Annotated in this window: 24 protein-coding genes; 14 read left to right on the top strand and 10 right to left on the bottom strand. The window is 61.8% G+C overall.

The window, feature by feature from the left end; translation table 11 throughout:
• Positions 1-798: 798 nt before the first annotated feature.
• Entirely contained in the window at positions 799-975 is a 177-nt protein-coding gene (locus tag K3555_RS03580) for a hypothetical protein (protein ID WP_259990152.1), read from the bottom strand.
• A 36-nt stretch (positions 976-1,011) separates the two neighbouring features.
• Complete coding sequence (gene argH, locus K3555_RS03575; RefSeq protein WP_260007413.1) at positions 1,012-2,406, bottom strand: argininosuccinate lyase; 1,395 nt, start codon at positions 2,404-2,406, stop codon at positions 1,012-1,014.
• 22 nt (positions 2,407-2,428) lie between these two features.
• On the opposite strand from argH, the gene K3555_RS03570 reads away from it, so the two are divergent.
• From K3555_RS03570 to phbB, 8 genes are all read left to right on the top strand, one after another.
• Positions 2,429-2,992, top strand: coding sequence for a TlpA disulfide reductase family protein (locus K3555_RS03570; RefSeq protein WP_259990149.1), 564 nt, complete (start codon positions 2,429-2,431; stop codon positions 2,990-2,992).
• Between the two features lie 60 nt (positions 2,993-3,052).
• Positions 3,053-3,682 (top strand): hypothetical protein, encoded by a 630-nt coding sequence (locus K3555_RS03565; protein ID WP_259994689.1) that lies wholly within the window; start codon positions 3,053-3,055, stop codon positions 3,680-3,682.
• Between the two features lie 89 nt (positions 3,683-3,771).
• Complete coding sequence (locus K3555_RS03560; RefSeq protein ID WP_259994690.1) at positions 3,772-4,113, top strand: hypothetical protein; 342 nt, start codon at positions 3,772-3,774, stop codon at positions 4,111-4,113.
• A 120-nt stretch (positions 4,114-4,233) separates the two neighbouring features.
• A complete protein-coding gene (locus tag K3555_RS03555; RefSeq protein ID WP_260007412.1) occupies positions 4,234-4,632 on the top strand; it encodes a hypothetical protein in 399 nt (132 codons plus the stop codon).
• On the top strand, positions 4,629-5,561 hold the full coding sequence (locus K3555_RS03550; RefSeq protein WP_260007411.1) for a sterol desaturase family protein: 933 nt from the start codon (positions 4,629-4,631) through the stop codon (positions 5,559-5,561). Before K3555_RS03555 ends, K3555_RS03550 begins: the two co-directional genes overlap by 4 nt.
• Before the next feature lie 128 nt (positions 5,562-5,689).
• Positions 5,690-6,529 carry an EAL domain-containing protein gene (locus K3555_RS03545; protein ID WP_260007410.1) on the top strand — a complete coding sequence of 280 codons (840 nt, stop codon included), beginning with the start codon at positions 5,690-5,692 and terminating at the stop codon, positions 6,527-6,529.
• A 525-nt stretch (positions 6,530-7,054) separates the two neighbouring features.
• Positions 7,055-8,230 carry an acetyl-CoA C-acetyltransferase gene (locus K3555_RS03540; protein ID WP_129369853.1) on the top strand — a complete coding sequence of 392 codons (1,176 nt, stop codon included), beginning with the start codon at positions 7,055-7,057 and terminating at the stop codon, positions 8,228-8,230.
• A gap of 188 nt (positions 8,231-8,418) precedes the next feature.
• Positions 8,419-9,141: an acetoacetyl-CoA reductase gene (gene phbB, locus K3555_RS03535; RefSeq protein WP_259990136.1), complete on the top strand. Its 723-nt coding sequence runs from the start codon at positions 8,419-8,421 to the stop codon at positions 9,139-9,141.
• A gap of 91 nt (positions 9,142-9,232) precedes the next feature.
• Here the strand turns inward: phbB and K3555_RS03530 are convergent, their stop codons facing one another.
• Positions 9,233-9,394 carry a hypothetical protein gene (locus tag K3555_RS03530; protein ID WP_259990134.1) on the bottom strand — a complete coding sequence of 54 codons (162 nt, stop codon included), beginning with the start codon at positions 9,392-9,394 and terminating at the stop codon, positions 9,233-9,235.
• A 112-nt stretch (positions 9,395-9,506) separates the two neighbouring features.
• Between K3555_RS03530 and K3555_RS03525 the strand changes: the two genes are divergently transcribed.
• Together K3555_RS03525 and K3555_RS03520 are read left to right on the top strand one after the other, a co-directional pair.
• The gene (locus K3555_RS03525) at positions 9,507-10,454 is read left to right on the top strand and encodes a transcriptional regulator GcvA (protein WP_259994693.1); all 948 of its coding nucleotides are present in this window, start codon (positions 9,507-9,509) and stop codon (positions 10,452-10,454) included.
• Positions 10,451-11,314 (top strand): DMT family transporter, encoded by an 864-nt coding sequence (locus K3555_RS03520; RefSeq protein ID WP_260007409.1) that lies wholly within the window; start codon positions 10,451-10,453, stop codon positions 11,312-11,314. The genes K3555_RS03525 and K3555_RS03520 overlap by 4 nt, the downstream gene beginning before the upstream one ends.
• 94 nt (positions 11,315-11,408) lie before the next feature.
• Here the strand turns inward: K3555_RS03520 and K3555_RS03515 are convergent, their stop codons facing one another.
• From K3555_RS03515 to K3555_RS03505, 3 genes are all read right to left on the bottom strand, one after another.
• Positions 11,409-11,582, bottom strand: a complete 174-nt coding sequence (locus K3555_RS03515) for a YdcH family protein (protein WP_259990128.1) — start codon at positions 11,580-11,582, stop codon at positions 11,409-11,411.
• 235 nt (positions 11,583-11,817) lie between these two features.
• Positions 11,818-12,585, bottom strand: coding sequence for a tRNA1(Val) (adenine(37)-N6)-methyltransferase (locus K3555_RS03510; RefSeq protein WP_260007408.1), 768 nt, complete (start codon positions 12,583-12,585; stop codon positions 11,818-11,820).
• On the bottom strand, positions 12,582-12,797 hold the full coding sequence (locus K3555_RS03505) for a DUF2007 domain-containing protein (RefSeq protein WP_134830625.1): 216 nt from the start codon (positions 12,795-12,797) through the stop codon (positions 12,582-12,584). Before K3555_RS03505 ends, K3555_RS03510 begins: the two co-directional genes overlap by 4 nt.
• Positions 12,798-12,854: 57 nt before the next feature.
• Between K3555_RS03505 and K3555_RS03500 the strand changes: the two genes are divergently transcribed.
• A complete protein-coding gene (locus K3555_RS03500; protein ID WP_260007407.1) occupies positions 12,855-13,853 on the top strand; it encodes a polyprenyl synthetase family protein in 999 nt (332 codons plus the stop codon).
• A 183-nt stretch (positions 13,854-14,036) separates the two neighbouring features.
• On the opposite strand, the gene K3555_RS03495 is transcribed toward K3555_RS03500, so the two are convergent.
• The 4 genes from K3555_RS03495 to soxR form a co-directional block, all read right to left on the bottom strand.
• On the bottom strand, positions 14,037-14,858 hold the full coding sequence (locus tag K3555_RS03495) for a 4-(cytidine 5'-diphospho)-2-C-methyl-D-erythritol kinase (protein ID WP_260007406.1): 822 nt from the start codon (positions 14,856-14,858) through the stop codon (positions 14,037-14,039).
• Positions 14,848-16,560 carry a tetratricopeptide repeat protein gene (locus K3555_RS03490; RefSeq protein ID WP_260007405.1) on the bottom strand — a complete coding sequence of 571 codons (1,713 nt, stop codon included), beginning with the start codon at positions 16,558-16,560 and terminating at the stop codon, positions 14,848-14,850. Before K3555_RS03490 ends, K3555_RS03495 begins: the two co-directional genes overlap by 11 nt.
• 136 nt (positions 16,561-16,696) lie before the next feature.
• Positions 16,697-18,346, bottom strand: coding sequence for an electron transfer flavoprotein-ubiquinone oxidoreductase (locus K3555_RS03485; protein ID WP_260007404.1), 1,650 nt, complete (start codon positions 18,344-18,346; stop codon positions 16,697-16,699).
• Positions 18,347-18,539: 193 nt separating this feature from the next.
• Entirely contained in the window at positions 18,540-18,995 is a 456-nt protein-coding gene (soxR, locus tag K3555_RS03480) for a redox-sensitive transcriptional activator SoxR (protein ID WP_259990117.1), read from the bottom strand.
• Between the two features lie 96 nt (positions 18,996-19,091).
• On the opposite strand from soxR, the gene K3555_RS03475 reads away from it, so the two are divergent.
• The 3 genes from K3555_RS03475 (at position 19,092) to K3555_RS03465 (ending at position 21,245) form a co-directional block, all read left to right on the top strand.
• Entirely contained in the window at positions 19,092-19,472 is a 381-nt protein-coding gene (locus K3555_RS03475; protein ID WP_259990114.1) for a VOC family protein, read from the top strand.
• A gap of 249 nt (positions 19,473-19,721) precedes the next feature.
• Positions 19,722-20,192, top strand: coding sequence for a transcription elongation factor GreA (gene greA / locus K3555_RS03470; RefSeq protein ID WP_134830630.1), 471 nt, complete (start codon positions 19,722-19,724; stop codon positions 20,190-20,192).
• 21 nt (positions 20,193-20,213) lie between these two features.
• Positions 20,214-21,245: a hypothetical protein gene (locus K3555_RS03465; protein ID WP_260007403.1), complete on the top strand. Its 1,032-nt coding sequence runs from the start codon at positions 20,214-20,216 to the stop codon at positions 21,243-21,245.
• Positions 21,246-21,371 lie beyond the last annotated feature (126 nt).

Genomic DNA, 21,371 nt, shown 5'->3' with positions numbered 1-21,371 from the left:
GGCAAAAGGGGCAGATGGATCAAATGATTCCGCCTCTGCCCTCTGCAGGAGACAAGGCGCTCTCCCGCCCGCCGCAGATGTATCGAACATGCGCCCGCCGTGACGTGCAAACTTTGAATACCCTTTGCAAAGGGCGGGAGTATTGCGGCAAGCGCCTCGCATTTGGCCGTCTTTGAATTTTGAGTATTTGGAAAAAGGTGAAAAGGCACGGGCTGGTGCTTCATCTTTTCAGAAATACTCACTGCACAACGGCCGCACCAGGACGCGTCATCCGAGCGTTGCGTCCCCGGTGCGCGCCCCTGTCACTGCATCTTAAACCCAATAGGCCATTCTCGCTTTGATCGCGGTCACCGCTGGGTCTGACATCCCCGGCACATTGGAACAGGGCCCTTTGGCAAGGGCACGCAGAGACAACGTTCAGCGTGCGGGAGAAACCTCCCGTCCCGCCTCCATGGCGCCGCCGCCATTCCTTACTGCTGAAGCTCAGTACTTAATTGCAGAACGGACAGCAGAAGACAGCAACCGGTCGGACCGAAAGGCAAAAAAGCTTGCGCTTAAAACGTATGAGAAACCCCGACCCGGCCATATCCAGAAACCGACACCCCGGTTGCTGCGGGTTCTTGCTTTTGCGGTGGTTTGGATGCCTGCGATCCGGTATCGCAGGCTGCGAGCCCAATCAGGCACAGAAATACAACTGCAGCTTTCATCACAAAATCCCCAAATGAAAACCGTCCCAGCGGTCGGCAGGGACGGTTCAGAGGTGGTGTGTCAACGGCACCGCGTCAAGTGCGCGGGCCGCTAGAACCCCAGGAAAACACTGACTGGCCCCTTGTGCAGCCCGACCGCGCCGCCCACGTGGACACCACTGTCCCCGACGCCGACACCGGCGTTCAGTGTCGGCTGCACCGGTTCGCCATCGACGCCGCAGGCGGCCAGAACCGCCAGACCAAGCAATGCAAAGATCATGTTGCGCATTTTCTGCCTCCTTGCCGCGGGCTGCGACTCTCAGCCTCAGCTTGCCAGAATCTCTGTCCAGCGGGCGATCTGCGCGCGCACTTGCGCCGGCGCAGTGCCACCATAAGACATACGCGAGTTTACCGAATTCTCAACGCCAAGCACAGTGAAGATATCTTTGGTGATCTCTGCATGCACACCCTGCATGTCCGCCAACGACAGATCCGGCAGGTCGCAGCCGCGGCTTTCGGCCATCGCCACCAGGGTGCCGGTCACATGGTGGGCGTCGCGGAACGGCACCTTCAGCACCCTGACCATCCAGTCGGCCAGATCGGTGGCGGTGGAAAATCCGGACCCTGCTGCCGCCGCCAGCTCAACGCGGTTGCCGGTCATGTCCTTGACCATGCCTTCCATCGCCGCCAGCGCCAGCATCCAGTTGTCAGCGGCATCAAAGACCTGTTCCTTGTCTTCCTGCATGTCCTTGGAATAGGCCAAGGGCAACCCCTTCATCACCATCATCAGCGCGGTATTGGCACCGAAAATGCGGCCCACCTTGGCGCGGATCAGCTCGGCTGCGTCCGGGTTCTTTTTCTGCGGCATGATCGACGAGCCGGTGGAGAACCGGTCGCTAAGGGTCACAAACCGGAACTGGGCCGAGGACCAGATCACCAGCTCTTCGGCAAAGCGGGAGAGGTGCACCGCGCTGATCGAGGCCACAGACAGGAACTCCAGCGCAAAGTCACGGTCGCTGACCGCATCCAGCGAGTTGGCGGCGGGACGGTCAAAGCCCAGAGCCTTCGCCGTCATCTCCCGGTCGATCGGGAAAGAGGTGCCGGCAAGCGCCGCCGCACCCAGGGGCGATTCGTTCATCCGCACGCGCGCGTCCCGCACACGGGACAGATCGCGGCCGAACATTTCCACATAGGCCATCATGTGATGGCCCCAGGTCACCGGCTGCGCGGTCTGCAGGTGGGTAAAGCCCGGCATCACCCAATCGGCGCCCGCCTCGGCCTGCGACAGAAGCGCGCGGATCAGCGCCAAGAGGCCGGATTCCGCCGCGTCCAGCTGGTCCCGCACCCAGAGTTTGAAATCCGTCGCCACCTGGTCATTGCGCGACCGGCCCGTGTGCAGACGGCCTGCGGGCTCGCCGATGATGTCTTTCAGCCGGGCCTCCACATTCATGTGGATGTCTTCCAGAGCGGTGGAAAACTGGAAGGTTCCGCCCTCAATCTCTGACAAAACGGTGAGCAGCCCTTCCCGAATGGCCTCCGCATCATTATCCGTAATAACGCCTGCTGCGGCCAACATTGCCGCATGGGCTCTGGAGCCTGCGATGTCCTGTGCTGCCATCCGCTTGTCGAACCCGATCGAGGCGTTGATCGCCTCCATGATCGCGTCGGGACCTGCGGCAAAGCGGCCGCCCCACATCTGGTTCGAGGATTGATCTGTCATGGTGTGGAACCCCGGAGATAATATGCGTCTGTTTCGTCAGCTTTCCCTTTATATGGCCCTGACCTTGGGTGCAAATGCCGCTGGTGCGGCGGATCAGGCGCAGCTGGAGGGCTTGCGTGAAGACAGCCTCCGCCGCCTGGTCGTGCATTCCGAACCGCGGGATGTGTCCGCCACCGCGTTTGAGCTGGCCGACGGCGCCGGTACCGCCAGCTTGGAGGATTACCAGGGCAAGGTGGTGCTGCTGAACTTCTGGGCCACCTGGTGCGCCCCCTGCCGCAAGGAAATGCCGCAGCTGGCTGAGCTGCAGGAGGAACTGGGCGGAGCGGATTTCGAGGTGCTGACCATCGCCACCGGGCGCAACTCTCCCGCCGGCATCCAGAAGTTCTTTGACGAGAACGGCATCAGCAACCTGCCGCGCCACCAGGACCCGAAACAGGCGCTGGCCCGCGAGATGGCGGTGATCGGGCTGCCGATCACAGTGCTGCTGGACCGCGAAGGCAAGGAAGTGGCCCGGCTATTGGGTGACGCCGAATGGAACTCGGACAGCGCCAAGGAGATCGTGAAGGCGATGATCGCCTCAAAGTAGCTTGCGCGTGAAATTCAATTGAGTAGCTTGGGGCCGGAATACTGGCCCCAGGAGACCACATTGAAAACATACCTTTTCAGCGCGGCAGTGGCCGCAACAGCGCTTTTTTCTAATAGCACCGATGTCCAGGCTGATGAGATTTTACTCGAAGGACATAGACCCAAACTCGCTCTTCATTCAGATCTGAGGTTGCGGGGCGATGTAAAAAAACGGTTCGCCTACTTTAGGAAGAACGCAGATTACTATGGCGCTCTCTACGTCAATAGCCAGGAGGACATCTCTGGCGAGTTCTGGGACACAAGAAACCTCGCGCTAGCAAAGCAAAGCGCCCTAGAATCTTGCCGCCTCAAATCTGAGAACCCGTCACATTGCGCACTTTATGCTACAGTCGGCCCCAAAAAACCGTCCTCAGGCGAAGGCATCAGACTAAGCCAAACCGGAAACCGCCTCTTCAAGGAATACCAAAGAAGGCAGAAAGACGGAAAATTTGGTGCGTTCGCGACGACTAAATACGGGCACCCTGGATATAGCAGAAATTTAAGCTCCGAAGTTGAGGCAAGAGCCACCGCTCTCCGATATTGTGAAAAAAGTGTGAATGGAATCAATGCAAACACGTCGGCTCACCTAGTTCAAAATGTTATGGCGGGAAAAGGACAAGAATGCCATGTCATTCATGTAACAAAGCCCTAGCGGCCGTCACCTGACCCGGCGGAACTTCACACTACTTTAGTCATGAGGGACGTCCCAGCAGGACGCCCGTGTATAGGGTGGAGAGTGAAATGAAACCTGTTGTGTTACTGATCGGCAAGCTGCCGCATGTGATTGGCAATGTCGCAGAGGAGCTGGACCATCTGCCGATCCATTGGCTCGGCGCGCATGACCAGCCCGAGGTGGTGCGCCAGCTGGAAAGTGAGCCGCGTATAGAATGCGTAATCATGGGCGCGGGCCTGGACGACCAGATCCGCGGCGATCTCATTGGTATCATTGCAGCGCTGCGCCCGGACGTCTGCATCCATCTGAAGGACCGGTCTTCAGGATCCGAAGGGCTGGTGCCCTTTGTTGAACAAGTGGTGCAGATGCAGGTTCTGGCAAAGCCGCAGCGCGCCGCTGCCACGGTTTAAGCCAGAAACGCCGGCGCGCGGTTTGCCTACCCGTCCCTGCCGGTAGGGCGGACTTGCTTGACCCCACGCCACCTTTGACAGCTTCTCGGCGGGCCGGCAATCTGCCCGCGGGAGGACGTAATGCCGCTGGAACTGCTGCTGGCCCTGGTTGCGGGCGGGATATTTGCCATTGCGGTGCTGCTGCACCTGACAGGACGGTCCCGGCAGGCCGTGTTGACGCACGAAAACAGCCGCGCCGCCTGGTTCCGCCAGTTTCCCGCCGATTCCATCACACAGGTGACGCCTGCCTCCAGCGGGCAAGCCGCGCTGGTGATAACCAAGGCTGGCCCCGGGCTCCTTTGGGCCTTCGGTGCTGACACGGTTGGCCGTCACCTGACCATAACTCAAGTCCGCGAGACCGGGACCGGGCTGCGCTTTGATTTCAACGACTTCGCGGCTCCCGGCGTTTCCCTTTCCCTGTCAGAGTACGAGCGCCGGGAATGGCTGGCGCAGGTCGCAACCGCAGCGGAGACCGCATGACCACCCCCATCCATTACCCCAATGTGACTCAACTTGCAGTGCCGTTCTTCATCGCTGCCATCCTCGCAGAACTGCTGTGGATCGCGCTGAAGAAACGCGGCGGCCGGTACGAGACGCGCGATGCCGTCACCTCGCTGACCATGGGCGCGGGCAGCGTCGCCGAAGGGCTGCTGCTGGGCTTTGCCGCCTGGGGCTTGCTGATGCTGCTATGGCAGATCACGCCGCTGGACATGGGCACGTCCCTGTGGGCGGTGCTGCTATGTTTTGTGCTGGACGATCTGCGCTATTACTGGGTGCACCGCTTCGGTCACCGGGTCCGCTGGGTCTGGGCGTCCCACGTGAATCACCACTCCAGCCAGCACTACAACCTGACAACCGCGCTGCGGCAGACCTGGACCGGGACCTTCACATTCATGATGGTGGTGAAGGCGCCGATGGTTCTGCTGGGGTTCCATCCGGCGCTGGTGCTGTTTTGCGGCGGGCTGAACCTGATCTACCAGTTCTGGATTCATACCGAGACGATAAACCGCCTGCCGCGCTGGTTCGAGGCGGTGATGAACACCCCCAGCCACCACCGCGCCCATCACGGCCGCAATGCGCGGTATCTGGATTGCAACTATGCCGGCGTTTTCATCATCTGGGACAGGATTTTCGGCACCTTTGTGCCCGAGCAGGATCACGACCGCCCCGATTTCGGCCTGGTCCACAACATCGCCACTTTCAATCCGCTGCGCGTCGCCTTTCATGAATGGGCAGGCATTTTCAAGGACATGGCCCAACCCGGCCTCAGCTGGAAACAGCGGTTTCTCTATGCTTTTGCACCACCGGGTTACAGCCACGACGGCAGCCGCAGCACCTCAGCCGGGATCAAAGCAGACCACCTCGCCCGCCACCCTGAAGATGCAGGCACCCCCGGCTTTGACGGTTAAGTTTACCGCGGCGGCAACAGGCAGATCATTCAAATTCGAACTTTAATTCCGCTTCAACCCTTTTGCGTGAAACTGCCGGGAGCACCATACTGTGACACACCTTTGCCGGAACAGGGCCCCAGCCGCACATGACCATACTCAAAGCCAATGCAGATTTACCCGAAGGCTCTGAAAATCCGCTGAACGCAGCGGTGACCGGGCGCGACCGCTCCACCCTGGACATGGTTGCAGATGCGGTGCGCCACAATCAGACCGTGCTGGCCTATCAGCCCGTCATGCAGGCGATGGCGCCGCATGGGGTGGCGTTTTACGAGGGCTACATCCGGGTTCTTGATCCGACAGGCCGGGTGATTCCCGCCCGTGAATTCATGCATGTAGTCGAAGACAAGGAAATCGGTCGCGAGATGGACTGCCTGGCCCTGCAGCATGGATTGCGGGCGCTGGATAAATACCCGCAGATCCGCCTGTCCGTGAACATGTCGGCCCGCTCCATCGGCTATCAGCGCTGGGTAAACGTGTTGAACCGGTTCCTGAAGCGCGACGCAACGCTGGGTGAGCGGCTGTTGCTGGAGATATCCGAGGCTTCGGCGATGGCGGCACCGGAACTGGTGACAGATTTCATGGGGCGGATGCAACAGCACGGGATCGCCTTTGCGCTGGACAATTTCGGCGCCAGCACCACCGCGATCGGCCATTTCCGCCAGTTCTTCTTTGATGCGGTCAAGATCGACGGCCAATTCGTGCGCGGTATTCACACCAGTCATGACGACCAGTCCGTTGTGCGTGCCCTGGTCGGCATTGCCAAGCAATTTGACATGTTCACCGTCGCGGAATCGGTGGAAAGCCAGGAGGATGCGGAATTCCTGGTCGAAAACGGCGTTGATTGCCTGCAGGGCTACCTGTTTGGCGCGCCTTCCGTCTCGCCGCCCTGGATCGAAGACATGAAGCAGCGCCGGGAGGCAAGCTGAGCACGCCAGGGGAGCTGACACCGCGGACGGTCGCGGAAACCTCCCTGGTAAAAAGGTTCACATGGCCCCATTCACGGGGTGAGGACGTTCAGGACGCAGTTGAGGACAGGACACCTGCCGGCCCGGCCCTGCTCCGGCCCTGCTCCGATCAAGGCGCCGCAAAAGCGCCCTGCGAAGGGCAAGGGTTTCCATGCGCTGCCTCTATCCTATTCACATCAGTGCCCCTGTCCTGCCAGCCCTGCAATTCCAGCGCATTCAAAGACCAGGCTGCTGACGCAGTTTGCGTGTTGTTTCGCGGCTTTGCGGAAGGTTCTCCTCCGGCTGACGGGAATCCTGTGCCGCGAGGCGTTTCTGGCGGTTGACTCTGCTGCCCCCCCTGAGACACCCTGTCAATTGCTGCACATGCAGCAATAGATTATGTCGGCACCCGGAGGGTACGGGAAAGATTATTGCGCGTCCGATTTCACATCCCGCGCGCAAAGATCCCCCGGAAGACCTGAATTGATGGCAGAGGACCAGAAATCAATGACCAATGTTGTAATTGCATCCGCCGCGCGCACCGCCGTCGGCTCCTTTGGCGGCTCGTTCGCCAACACCCCTGCCCACGATCTGGGCGCAGCCGTGCTGGAAGCCGTGGTGGAGCGGGCCGGCGTGGACAAATCCGAAGTCTCGGAGACCATCCTTGGCCAGGTTCTGACCGCCGCACAGGGCCAGAACCCGGCCCGTCAAGCCCACATCAACGCCGGTCTGCCGCAGGAAAGCGCCGCCTGGGGCCTTAACCAGGTGTGCGGCTCGGGCCTGCGCGCCGTGGCACTGGGCGCACAGCACATCATGCTGGGCGATGCCTCGATCGTGGCTGCCGGCGGCCAGGAGAACATGACCCTCAGCCCCCATGCAGCACATCTGCGGGCCGGCCAGAAGATGGGCGATATGAAATATATCGACACCATGATCCGTGATGGTCTGTGGGACGCCTTCAACGGCTACCACATGGGCCAGACCGCCGAAAACGTGGCCGAGCAGTGGCAGATCTCCCGCGAGATGCAGGATGAGTTCGCCGTGGCCTCGCAAAACAAGGCGGAAGCGGCGCAGAAAGCCGGCAAGTTCGCCGATGAGATCGCCGCCTTTACCGTCAAGCACCGCAAGGGCGACATTGTGGTGGACCAGGACGAATACATCCGTCACGGCGCCACCATGGAAGCGATGCAGAAACTGCGTCCGGCCTTTGCCAAGGACGGGTCTGTCACCGCTGCCAATGCCTCGGGCCTGAACGACGGTGCTGCCGCCACCCTGCTGATGAGCGCCGATGAAGCCGAAAAGCGCGGCATCGAACCGCTGGCCCGTATTGCATCTTATGCCACGGCCGGCCTGGATCCGTCGATCATGGGCGTCGGCCCGATCTATGCGTCGCGCAAGGCGCTGGAAAAGGCCGGCTGGTCGGTCGGCGACCTGGATCTGGTCGAAGCCAACGAAGCCTTTGCAGCCCAGGCCTGTGCCGTGAACAAGGACATGGGCTGGGATCCGTCGATTGTGAACGTGAACGGCGGCGCCATTGCCATCGGCCACCCGATCGGCGCCTCGGGCTGCCGGGTGCTGAACACCCTGCTGTTCGAAATGAAACGCCGCGGCGCAAAAAAAGGCCTGGCCACCCTGTGCATCGGCGGCGGCATGGGCGTTGCCTTGTGCGTTGAACGCCCGTAACCGGCACAAAACCGCAAAAAGTGAAGGACGCCCCTGCGGCGTCCTTTTTCTTTTACAAAACAAGTATATACTGTGGGTGCGACAATTTTCTTGCGGCACCGCAGAAAAATCATCACGCAATATTGTTGCGCCCGCAAAATGAAAACTGTAGCAAGATTACCAAGAGACTAATACTGGAGGATTCTTGAATGGCACGTACTGCACTCGTCACCGGCGGCTCCCGCGGCATCGGCGCAGCAATTTCCCAAGCGCTGAAGGCGCAGGGCTGCAATGTCGCCGCCACTTATGCCGGCAATGACGAAGCCGCGGCAAAATTCACCGACGAAACCGGCATCAAGACCTATAAGTGGAATGTTGGCAACTACGAAGACAGCGCCGCCGGCATTGCCAAGGTCGAAGCGGATTTGGGTCCGATCGACATCGTGGTCGCCAATGCCGGCATCACCCGCGACGCGCCGTTCCACAAGATGACGCCGCAGCAATGGCAGGAAGTGATCGACACCAACCTGACCGGCGTGTTCAACACCGTTCACCCGATCTGGCCCGGCATGCGCGAGCGCAAGTTCGGCCGCGTTGTCGTGATCTCCTCGATCAACGGCCAGAAGGGCCAGTTCGCCCAGGTGAACTATGCCGCGACCAAAGCGGGCGATCTGGGCATCGTGAAATCGCTGGCGCAGGAAGGCGCGCGCGCAGGCATCACCGCCAATGCGATCTGCCCCGGCTATATCGCGACTGAGATGGTGATGGCGGTCCCGGAAAAGGTACGCGAGTCGATCATCGGCCAAATTCCGGCCGGCCGTCTGGGTGAGCCGGAAGAGATCGCCCGCTGTGTCGCCTTCCTGGCGTCTGACGAATCGGGCTTCATCAATGGCTCGACTATCTCCGCCAACGGCGCGCAGTTCTTCGTCTAAACTGTTCCGGCAGTTGAAACGGCAAGGGCCGGTCCTGATGGACCGGCCCTTTTCCTATCCCGTAAGTGCCTTATCTCGAAACAGAGCGCGCTCAGGCCCAGCGGGAAATCTTAGGGCGGAGGGCTGGTACAGACCGTGCGCCAAACAGCCGGGTCCAGGCCAGTTTCAGCCCATTTTTCAGCACCTGACCGCGCTCGGTATGGGCACGGGCCATGGCAGACTTCACGGCGGCATCAGCAGAGTATTCCAGCATCTTCGGCCTCCTTTTCGGATCAGTATCCTTTACCTGCACCCAATATGAAGACGTTCCGTCAAACACACAAACGAGACTTTGCAGAGGTTCAATTAAGTTTTACTTGTGTGAGATGTCTGACCGCCTGCCGCCCCTCACCGCCCTGCGCGCCTTTGATGCCGCTGCCCGCCACATGTCCTTTGCCAAGGCGGCGGAGGAGCTGAACGTGACCCCCGCAGCACTGTCGTTTCAGATCAAATCACTGGAAGAGCATCTGGGCCAGCCGCTGTTCCGCCGCCTGAACCGCGCTGTAGAGCTGACTGAGGCGGGAAAGACACTGGCCCCCGGAGCGGCGGAAGGGTTCGAGGCGCTGACCGCCGCCTGGCGCACCGTGCGCCGCCTGCAGGACAACACCACGCTGACGGTGACCGCCGGGCCGGGACTGACGGCAAAATGGCTGGCACCGCGGCTGTATGAATTTGCCCGTGCTCATCCCGAGATCGACCTGCGGTTTTCGGCCACGTTGCGGATGCTGGATTTTGTCCGCGATGACGTCGATGTGGCAATCCGGTTCGGCTATGGCCCGGATGAGGGGTACTACGTACTGCGGGTGCCGCCGGAATGGGTGACGCCGGTTATGTCGCCGGAGCTGGCGGAACGCTATACCACACCGGAAAGCCTGATGGAGGCGCCGCTGATCTTTGACGAATCCATCGATTTTCTGGACCCACCCTGCGATTGGCCGGCCTGGTTCCGCACCCAAGGCATCGACTTTAAACCGACCCATGGATCGCATTTCTCGCAAGCCGACCATGCAATCGACGCCGCTGCCGCGGGGGCCGGCGTGGCCCTGGGCCGGCGCGGCATGGCGGTCACCGATCTGCATGCCGGCCGGCTGGTGGCGCCTTTCAAGACCGCAATTGAAACCAAAGCGCATTTCCGCTTTCTTTGTGCACCCGGCACCGAGACGCGGCCGCAGATCGCGGCGTTCCGGGACTGGTTTGTTGCCGAGATTGAAAAAACCGCCTACGTCTCAGAGGCTTTTGAGATCATTCCTGTCGAGGACATCCCGCCGCCATGACCAGACCCCGCGCGACTGCCATCGGCTTTATCGCTGTTTTGCTGTGGTCGCTTCTGGCGTTGCTGACCGTCGGAACCGAGCCCGTCCCGCCCTTGCTGCTGAATGCGCTGTGCTTCACCATCGGCGGTACGCTGGGGATGATCTGGACCGCGGCCACCGGCAAACTGGGTCAGCTGCGGCAGGTGCCGTTCAAAGTCTATGCCTTTGGCACCCTCGGTCTCTTTGGCTATCACTTGCTTTACTTTTCGGCGCTGCGGCTGGCCCCTGCGGCGGAGGCCGGGCTGATCGCCTATTTATGGCCGCTTCTGATTGTGCTGTTTTCCGGCCTGCTGCCCGGCGAACATCTGAAGGCAGGGCATCTGGCCGGGGCCGGCTTGGGCTTTGCCGGGGCTGCCACCATCATCTCAGGCGGTGGCGAGGGGTTTCAGGCGCAGTATCTGCCCGGCTATGGGCTGGCGCTGCTTTGTGCGCTGACCTGGTCCGGGTATTCGGTGCTGTCGCGGCTGTTGGGCAAGGCGCCGACCAGTTCGGTTGCGGTGTTCTGTCTGGCCACCGCGGCCGCCTCCTGGGGGCTGCATTTCGCGCTGGAGGAGACGGTTTGGCCTGCGGGCACGCTGGGCTGGGTCTCAACCCTGCTGCTGGGCCTTGGTCCAGTTGGGCTGGCGTTTTATGTCTGGGACATCGGCGTCAAACAGAGCGACATTCAGATGCTTGGCACCAGCAGCTATGCTGCGCCGCTCTTGTCGACGCTGATCCTGGTGCTGGCGGGCATTGCCGCCGCCTCCTGGGGGCTGGCGCTGGCGGCTGCGCTGATCACAGGCGGGGCGCTGATTGCGGCCAGGGCCGGTTCGGCAAGCTGACCGCAGGGGACTGACGCCCAAAATGAAAAGAGGGCCGCCGCTCCGGGCAGGCCCTCCGAACCGTGTTGCCGGGATCTGTCCCGGCGGGAACTCTTCAGGCTACTTCAGCAGCCAACCGCTCAATCTCTTCCTTCAGCTTGAGCTTTTGCTTTTTCATTGATGCGATTTCCAGACCATCGGTACTGGGCGATCGTTGGGCCTGTTCCACTTCCATGCTCAGATGCTCGTGCTTCTTCTTAAGTTCGGTCAGATGCGAGCTAAGGCTCATGGCAACCCTCCTTCATTGAGCTAGATGTGTTTGACACCCAGGAGTGGACCATAAGTTTTTACGTCTGTCACGCCGCAGCCGCAGTATTTTTGTCATGAAATTTTCATATCGGCCATGCGCCGCGCATTTTGCCGCAGGTAAAGGCGCACTATGGCAGAAACCCGCCTGTCAAAAAGTCGCATAAGTTGAATGCGAGCCGCCCGGCCCCTATATTCGCAGCGCTCGAAAACCCCCGTTAAACCGGCCAGGGCAAGGCCGCTGCCTCGCGCAGAACGGCCCGGATTTGCGGCTGATAACTGTCTCCGTCCCGCTCATGCCGGGTGCCTTCATGCAGAATCAGCGGCGCATGCAGCCGGAACTCCGCCCGGCCGCCCTTGCGCGCGCGCAGGATCACCAGCTCGGCCCCCCGCCCCTGGCGCGGCGCCAGCGGCAGCACCTCGACCGAGCCAAGGCCGCCGCTGCAGGCCGCCAGCATATCCGGCAGCCGGTCGGCGCGCTGGATCATGTGCAGGTATCCCTTCGGCGCCAAACGGCGGGCGGCGGTTGTGATCCAGTCTGCCAGCGGCGTGCCCTCTCCCAGCGCGACCTGCCTGCCGGCATCGCGCGCCAGACTATGGGCACCCGGTTTGTAATAAGGCGGATTAGCAAAGACGTGATGGAACTGGCGCTGTTTCAGAACCTCCGGCAACGCTGATAAATCAGCCTCGAATACCTCGATCTCCTGACCGTTTTCCGCAGCATTGCACCGGGCCAGTTCCGCGTAAGGCGGCTGCAGCTCAACCCCCGCCAGCTGCAGATCCGGCACCCGCGCTGCAAGACACAGCAAAGCCTGACCGGCACCGCAGCCCAGTTCCAGAACCGCCTCGCCTGGCCTTGCCGGGACTGCCGCTGCCAACAGCACAGGATCCACCCCCGCACGGTATCCCTTGACGGGCTGCCACAGCCGCACCCTGCCGCCAAGAAAGCCGTTGCAGCTCAGCGCGTCTTCCGCAAACGCGGTCATCGGCCCAGCGGGATTTCATTGTCGCGCATCACCACCAGCGCATCGTCGTAATCATCCGCGCGCACCATCAGGCGGCGCGGGAAAATTCCGATCCCGCCTTCCAGGATGCTCATATTTACGTCCATTTGAAAGCAGTCTATATCCTCACCCTCAAGAAGGGCGGAGGCAAAGGCCATGATCGTCGGATCGGTGCTGCGCAGAAGCTCTTTCATAGGATTGGATCTAAGGGCAAGGCCCCACCCTTGTCGAGCCTTGCGAGCGGGAAAGTGATGGACCAAGTGATGACCAGGAAGCCGCATGAAATGCTGGCCGCCACGCTAAGCCAGGAACTGGACGCAGTGAATGTGCTGATCCGCAAGCGGATGGCCTCGCAACATGCGCCACGCATCCCCGAGGTGACCGCGCATCTGGTTGAGGCCGGCGGCAAGCGCCTGCGGCCGATGCTGACACTGGCGGCGGCAAAGATGTGCGGCTATCAGGGCGATCACCATCTGAAACTGGCCGCCACGGTGGAATTCATCCACACCGCCACTCTGCTGCACGACGACGTGGTTGATGAAAGCGCCCAACGGCGCGGGCGGCCTACAGCGAACCTGCTCTGGGACAACAAAAGCTCGGTTCTGGTCGGCGACTACCTGTTTGCCCGCAGCTTCCAGCTGATGGTTGAGACCGGCTCCTTGCGGGTTCTGGATATCCTGGCCAATGCTTCGGCCACCATTGCCGAGGGCGAAGTGCTGCAGATGACCGCAGCCTCGAACCTGAAAACCGGTGAAGACATCTATCTGCAGGTGGTGCGCGGCAAGACCGCTGCGCTGTTCTCGGCGGCGACGGAAGTGGGCGGCGTGATCGCCGGGGCATCCGAGGCGCAGGTAAAGGCGCTGTTTGACTATGGCGACGCCCTGGGGATTGCCTTCCAGATCGCGGATGACCTTTTGGACTATCAGGGCGACAGCAAGGCCACTGGCAAGAATGTCGGCGACGACTTCCGCGAACGCAAGCTGACACTGCCGGTGATCAAAGCGGTGGCGCAGGCGACAGACGAAGAACGCGCGTTCTGGACCCGCACCATCGAGAAGGGCAAGCAGGAAGACGGCGACCTGGAGCAAGCACTGGCACTGATGGCAAAGTACGGCACGCTGGAGGCCACCCGTGAAGATGCCAATGCCTGGGCGGCAAAAGCGAAAGCGGCACTTGACGCCCTGCCCGATCACGAGATCCGCAGCATGCTGCGCGATCTGGCCGGTTACGTGGTTTCGCGGTTGAACTGACGGGGCAAAGGGGCGCTGCCCCCTCGGCCTTACGGCCTCACCCCCGGGGTATTTTGACCAGAAAGAAGCTGTTCAGCGCTGCAGCGCCGTGCGTGAGCGCGGCGCCCGGCCCAACGGCGGACAAGCATCTTTGATGCGCCGGGCCGCGGGCGGGAGTGCCCGTGTTCCGCCGCGCGCAGTGCTTCAGGTCAAAGTGACTGCACTGCACCACCAATCGGGATGCTCCGCCCCGATCTCATAGGCCGCAAAATGAGCGGCTTTCCTTGATGGGTAGAGCCCAAAACAGGTGGCGCCGGAACCGGACATACGGGCCAGCAGCGCGTTGCGGGAGCAGCGCAGGTCCGCGAGCACCCGTTCAATTTCCGGCGCAACACTGATGGCCGGGGCCTCCAGGTCGTTGCGCTGTTCGCCAAGCCACGCGGCGCAATCTTCGACAGAGGCGAAAGCCGGAATGTCCTGCGGCATCGGCGGATTGTTGCGGGAGGCAAGTTCGGAAAACACCGGCCCGGTCGGGACATGTGCGCCGGAATTGACCAGAAGCGCGTGCAGCTCTGGCAGGTCCACCGGCGCGACTTGTTCGCCGATCCCTTGCATCCGGGCCGCGCGGGCCGCCATGCAGACCGGCACATCAGCACCAAGCGACAGCGGCAATTCATCGGAAATACCGCAGCCCTGCCTAGTAAGTGCCCGCAGAACGGCAGCGGCGTCTGACGAACCGCCTCCGATGCCCGCACCATGGGGCAAATGCTTATTGAGGCTGATCCGGCCGGTCCAGCCTGCTCCCGCGGCGGCTTTCCAAACCAGGTTGCGCTCATCCGCCGGCACGCCTTCCGCAAACAGGCCGGAGACCTCCAGCGCCAGCTCAGGTCCTGGATCAAGCTGCAGCAGGTCCCCGGTGTCCGCAAAGACCACCAGCGAGTCCAGCAGGTGATAGCCGTCGGCGCGGCGGCCGGTCACATGCAGGGTCAGGTTGATCTTGGCAGGCGCAAAGACCTCAGCCGCCATTGGCGACCTTCAGGGGCTCAGCGCCTTCTTCGGCCAGCACCGCGTCCAGGCCTACCTCCAGCTTGCGGCGGATGCGTTCGGGGTCGGCTTCGCCATCGGTGTCTTCCGGATCAATAAAAGACAGCGCCCGCTTCCACTGGAATTCTGCTTCACGCTCCCGGCCCACAGCCCAATAGACGTCGCCCAGGTGGTCATTGACCACCGGGTCCACCGGCATCAGCTCGACCGCGCGTTCCATATGGGCAACCGCATCGTCAAACTGGCCCATGCGGTAAAGCACCCAGCCCAGGGAGTCGACGATGAAGCCTGAATCAGGGCGTGCCGCGACGGCGCGTTCGATCATGTCCAGCGCCTCGTCCAGCTTGCTGCTCTTTTCGACAAGCGAATAGCCCAGGTAATTCAGCACCTGCGGCCGGTTCGGGTCCAGTTCCAGCGAAGCGCGGAAATCGGCCTCGGCCTGGTCCCATTGGTCCAGCCGCTCATGGCAGATACCGCGGGCATAATAGAGGAACCAGCGGGTGCCGGACTCTTCGGATGTGTTGGCCAGCGCCTTGTCATAAGCGCCGGCAGCGCCCGCGTAATCTTCCTGCTGGCGCAGCAGATCGCCGAGGCTGACATAGACGCTGGGCTGTTCCGGGAAGTCCCGCGCCAGCTGTTCCAGAACTTCGATTGCCGCGTCCGGTTTGGCGGCGCGGCGCAGCGCCTCGGCGCGGCCCATTTCAGCGGCGTGATAGTCGGGATGGCTGCTGGGCACCTGTTTGTAGGTCGCAACCGACAGCTCATAGCGGCCCAGCTGGTCCAGCAGCCCGGCGCTCAGCAGGATTGCGTCCACATGACCGGGGCGCAGTGAGGCCGCCATGCGGGCATACATCAGCACATAATCGTTGGCTGTATCGCCATTCAGCGCCGCACCAAGGGTATAAAACACCTCAGCCACCCCCTCCCGCGGGCTGGGGGCGATGGTGTAGGCAAGCGTTTCCCCGGCGGCGAGCTGCGCATCCATGGCTTCCAGCCCGGGGTCCAGGCGGCTGCCGAAGGCTGTATTCAGCGCTTCACGAGCGTCATCGCTGCGGCCCAGCTGCGACAGGATCTGCACCCTTGCAACTGCCGCCCGGCGGCTGAGAGTGGCCAGGCGGCCATCCTCGGCGGCAAACAGCGCCTCGGCCCCGCCGTAGTCGCCGGCCGATGCCAGCGCCAGTGCCCGGTGGTAAAGCACAAAGGGCCGCAGGCTGCCATCTTCGGCCAGCCGTTCAAAGGTCTTGAGCGCGTTGGAGATGGAGCCGTTGCCGATATGCGCCCAGCCTTCCAGCAAGCCGTCCACCAGCGGATGGATTGCTTCCTGTTCGGCGTCGCGATCCAGGATCGCCTGGAAATCACCATCTGCGGCATGGCCGCCTGCAATTATGATGTTGGCCACCTGGCTGCGGGCGCCAGCCTGTAGCAGCCTTGCGGCGACCGGCACCGCCAGTTCAGCCTTGCCCATGGCGAGCTGCGCAAACACCACGTTTTCCATCAGCAGCGGGTTCTGCGGGTCGCGGGCCAGGGCCTGTGTATAATACAGAGCCGCGGCAGCAAAATCGCTGTCATAGGTTGCGGCCCGTCCGGCCAGGTAGGAACCGGCCAGTCCTTCCGCCTGCGCGGCAGGCACGGAAGCGGCCACCAGGGCCGCACAGGACAGGGTGCGAAGAATGGATACGGGCACGCGGGACCCCTTTGCGATTTACTGCTCTTTGCTCTTCTAAGAAAGCGTAGTGCGCCGCCCGTCAACACGCAATGGGGCGGCCCGAGGGCCGCCCCATAAATTCCGGCAAAACCGCGCCGAAAAGCTGAAATTCCGATCACATGTTCGGGTAGTTCGGCCCGTCACCGCCCTGCGGCGTGGTCCAGGTGATGTTCTGGCTTGGGTCCTTGATGTCGCAGGTCTTGCAGTGAACGCAGTTCTGGAAGTTGACTACGAACTCCGGCTGGCCGTCTTTTTCCACCACCTCGTAGACGCCGGCGGGGCAGTAGCGCTGCGCCGGTTCGGCGAATTTCGGCAGGTTGACCTGGATCGGAGTGTCGGCATTGCCCAGCTGCAGGTGGCAGGGCTGGCTTTCCTCGTGATTGGTCATCGCAAAAGACACGTTGGTCAACCGGTCGAAGGACAGCACACCATCGGGCTTGGGGTAATCGATGGGCTTGTGCTTGGAGGCCTCCTCGGTCGCTTCGGCGTCATTCTTGCCGTGGCCCAGGGTGCCAAAGAAGGAGAAGCCCAGCAGGTTGTTGGTCCACATGTCCAGCCCGCCAAAAGCGAGCGAGGCGGTGAGACCCCATTTGGACCACATCGGCTTGACGTTGCGGACCATCTTCAGGTCCTTGCCGATGGCGCCGTCGCGCACGTCGGTTTCATAGGCGGTCAGCTCGTCGCCCGAACGCTCGGACTTGATCGCGTCAAAGGCAGCTTCGGCAGCGGCCTTGCCCGACAGCATCGCATTATGGTTGCCCTTGATGCGCGGCACGTTGACCATGCCGGCCGAACAGCCCAGCAGCGCCACACCGGGGGCAACCAGTTTCGGCATCGACTGCCAGCCGCCTTCGGTGATTGCACGGGCGCCATATGCCACGCGCTTGCCGCCCTTCAGCAGCTCGGCCACCACCGGGTGGTGCTTGAAGCGCTGGAATTCCATGTAGGGGAACAGATGCGGGTTCTTGTAGTTCAGGTGAACCACAAAGCCCACATAGACCTGGTTGTTGTCCAGGTGATAGATGAACGAGCCGCCGCCTGCGTTCTTACCCAGCGGCCAGCCCATGGTGTGGGTGACGGTGCCTTCGCTATGCTTGGCGGGGTCGATCTCCCAGATCTCTTTCATGCCGACGCCGTATTTCTGCACTTCTTTGCCGGCGGCGAGATCGTATTTATTGATCACTTCCTTGGCAAGCGAGCCGCGCACGCCTTCGCAGATGAAGACATACTTGCCGTGCAGTTCCATGCCCGGCTCATATGACGGGCCTGGGGTGCCGTCGGGGTTCTTGCCGAATTCGCCGGCAACCACGCCCTTCACTTCGCCGCCCGCGCCGTAAACCAGTTCCGAGCACGCCATGCCTGGGAAGATCTCAACGCCCATTTCCTCGGCTTGCTCGGCCATCCAGCGGCAGACGTTGCCCATCGAGACGATATAGTTGCCGTGATTGTTCATCAGCGGCGGCATCGGGAAGTTCGGGATACGGACATGGCCGGCTTCGCCCAGCATCAGGAAGTTGTCTTCCTTGACTTCGACGTTCAGCGGTGCGCCCTTTTCCTTCCAGTCGGGGATCAGCGCGTTCAGGCCGCAGGGGTCCAGCACCGCGCCCGACAGGATATGCGCGCCCACTTCCGAGCCCTTTTCCAGGACCACGACCTGCAGGTCGGCGTCCAGCTGTTTCAGGCGGATGGCCGCAGACAGACCGGCAGGGCCGGCCCCGACGATCACCACGTCGTATTCCATCGCTTCGCGTTCAATCTCGGCCATTTTGCGGCGCTCCTTGGCTTTTATTCGCTACCGGCCCCACAATGGTGCGTGGGCGCAATATTATTTCGCGGTTGCTTAGCGTTTGGCAGACCTGCCGGTCAATCCAAACTCCGCGTCAAACACCTGTAAAACAGGCAACTGAGACAAAAAGTGCGTCCAATTTCGTCATTCAAGGATCATTTTCCGCCGCAGCTCATGTCTCGGGCCGGTCTCCCATCAGGTATCGGGGTCCCTGCCCCTTCTGTGCAGCCTTGTCTTCGGGGTTGTACAGTTTGCAATTCGGAAGCGAAAGGCAGCCGCAGCCTATGCAGCCGTCCAAATTGTCGCGCAACCGCACCAAGGTTTCGATTCGCTGGTCCAGATGGCTGCGGAAGCTGTCCGATATGCAGGCCCAGTCTTCTTTGGTGGGGGTGCGGCTGCCCGGCAGGCTTTGCAGGAAACCGCGGATCTCCGGCAGCGAAAAGCCGAACTGCTGGGCAATCATGATAAAGCTCATCCGCCGGATGTCGGCCCGGTGGAACCGCCGCTGCCCGCCCGCATTGCGCCAGGGCTCCACCAGCCCCTGCGCCTCGTAATAGCGGATCGCGGACACGGCAAGACCTGTGCGGCCGGCCAGATAACCAATGGAAATCCCGGCGGATGACGGCATGGTGCACTCCCTGAAAAACTGCTTGAGCTAAAGTTAGGTTTAGGAATTAGAGTGAGTCGTATCAACAGATTTGCTCAGGCGAGAAGGAGATTTCCAATGAGCGCAGTTCTTGAACATGCAAACGTCACCGTGGCCGACCCCAATGCCACTGCGAAATGGATGAAAGAGGTATTCGGCTGGCATGTGCGCTGGGAAGGCGAAGCCAAGAATGGCGGCTACACCGTGCATACCGGCGGCGAGACCAGCTATCTTGCGCTTTACACGCCGCGCACCCCCGCAGGCAAAGCGCCGGAGAGCTATGGCATTGTCGGCGGGCTGAACCATCTGGCCGTGATCGTCGAGGATTTGGACGCAACCGAAGCTGCAGTGAAGGCCGCGGGTTTCACGCCGATCAACCACGGCGACTATGAACCGGGCCGCCGGTTTTACTTTCATGACGACAACGGCATCGAATACGAGGCGGTGCAATATGATTGATATTCTATTGCAGGCGGGGCTTGCGAAGCTGCCCCTGCGCGGCATTTTTTCGCGCAATTCTGTGGAAAAGTCCCGCAATCCGCCCGCTTAGGCGGAATTGCGTGCCGGCAAGCCCCGCGCGCACTTGAAATCAGGTGCAGGATTGGGTCAGGTAATTGTCAACCGGACCGGAGGCCCCGCGGCTTATGCTGCGGGGCTGCGGTTTTCATACTGACAAGAAAAACCATAATAGCGACCTGGACCAATCTCATGGAAAAGATCCCGATGACCCCCACGGGTCACGCCGCGCTGGAAAGCGAACTGAAGAACCTGAAATCCGTCGAACGCCCGGCGATCATTCAGGCAATTGCCGAAGCCCGCGAGCTGGGCGATTTGTCGGAGAACGCCGAGTACCACTCGGCGCGCGAGAAGCAGTCCTTTATTGAGGGCCGCATCAAGGAGCTGGAAGGCATCCTGTCGCTGGCCGATGTGATCAACCCGGCCAAGCTGACAGGCGCCATCAAATTCGGCGCCAAGGTGACCGTGGTGGACGAGGACACCGACGAAGAAAAGACCTGGCAGATCGTTGGCGAACACGAGGCCAACATCGAGGCAGGCCTGTTGAACATCAAATCGCCGATTGCACGTGCCTTGATCGGCAAGGACGAAAGCGACAGTGTGGAAGTGCGCACCCCCGGCGGCATCCGCGCTTATGAAATTCTCAAGATCGTCTATTCCTGATCCGCAAAGCAGCGAGTTTTCATGACAGGCTCCAGCAGCAGTCCCGGCTCCAACCCAAACCCCGCTGGCAATCGCCCGTTGCGGCGCCTTGACGGGCCTGCGGGCAATGGGCTGGGCGGTGCCGAGCTGGCGGCCGTTGCCCTGGGCGCTTTGTGGCTTCTGGCGGCAGTCGGGTTCTTTGTCTTTGCGCCGCCGGATTCCGGGCTTTCGCAATGGGCCGACCTGATCACCGGCGTTCTGGCACTGGTGCTGCCGCTGGCGATGCTGTGGGTTGCCGCCTCTGCCGCGCGCTCGGCCCGGGTGATGCGGGAGGAAAGCGAACAGCTGCAGGCCGCCATTGACGGCTTGCGCCAGGCCTATCTGGCTCAGTCCCAGCAGCATGCCGCAGTGGCTGAGCCGTCGATGGCCAAGCGGTTGGAGGAGATCGCCGAGGCGACTCGCAAGACCGAAACCGCGCTGGCCACCTTCCACACCAGCCGCCGCGATCCGGTGCGCCCGGCAATCCCCGCCGAAGCGGCCGAGCTGGCGGCGGCCGAACAAGGATCATTGGCTTTGGGCACCCAGGCCGAAGATGCCGCGCCGCCGCTGCCAGCCGAACATTTCATCCGGGCCCTGAACTTCCCGGAGACGGCGGAGGATCAGGACGGTTTCGCCGCCCTGCGCGCAGCCCTGCAGGACCGCAAGGCCGCCCAGGTGATTCAGGCTGCGCAGGATGTGCTGACCCTGCTCAGCCAAGACGGCATCTATATGGACGACCTGCGCCCTGACATGGCCCGCCCTGAGATCTGGCGCCAGTTTGCCCAAGGCGCGCGCGGCCGTGCCGTGGCCCCCCTTGGCGGCGTGCGCGACCGCACCTCGCTGGCGCTGACGGCGGCGCGGATGAAACAGGACCCGATTTTCCGCGATGCCGCGCATCATTTCCTGCGCCGCTTTGATCAGATGTTCGCGGAGTTTGAGGCTGAAGCGACCGACGGCGAAATTTCCGCCCTCGGCAATACCCGCACTGCCCGCGCCTTCATGCTGCTGGGCCGGGTGGCCGGGACGTTCGACTGAGAATGCGGCCCTTCGGGCCACTGCCTGCGGCGCGGGTATTTTTGACCAGAAAGAAGCGGCGGGGCGGTGGCGCGCCAGGCCGCAGCACGGCGCCATGCCCAACGGCGAGCAAGCATCTGCGATGCG

Source organism: Leisingera sp. M527 (assembly GCF_025141525.1).
GTDB lineage: Bacteria > Pseudomonadota > Alphaproteobacteria > Rhodobacterales > Rhodobacteraceae > Leisingera.
Note: the sequence above shows the minus strand (reverse complement) of the source record. Positions and strands in the feature narration are given on the sequence as shown.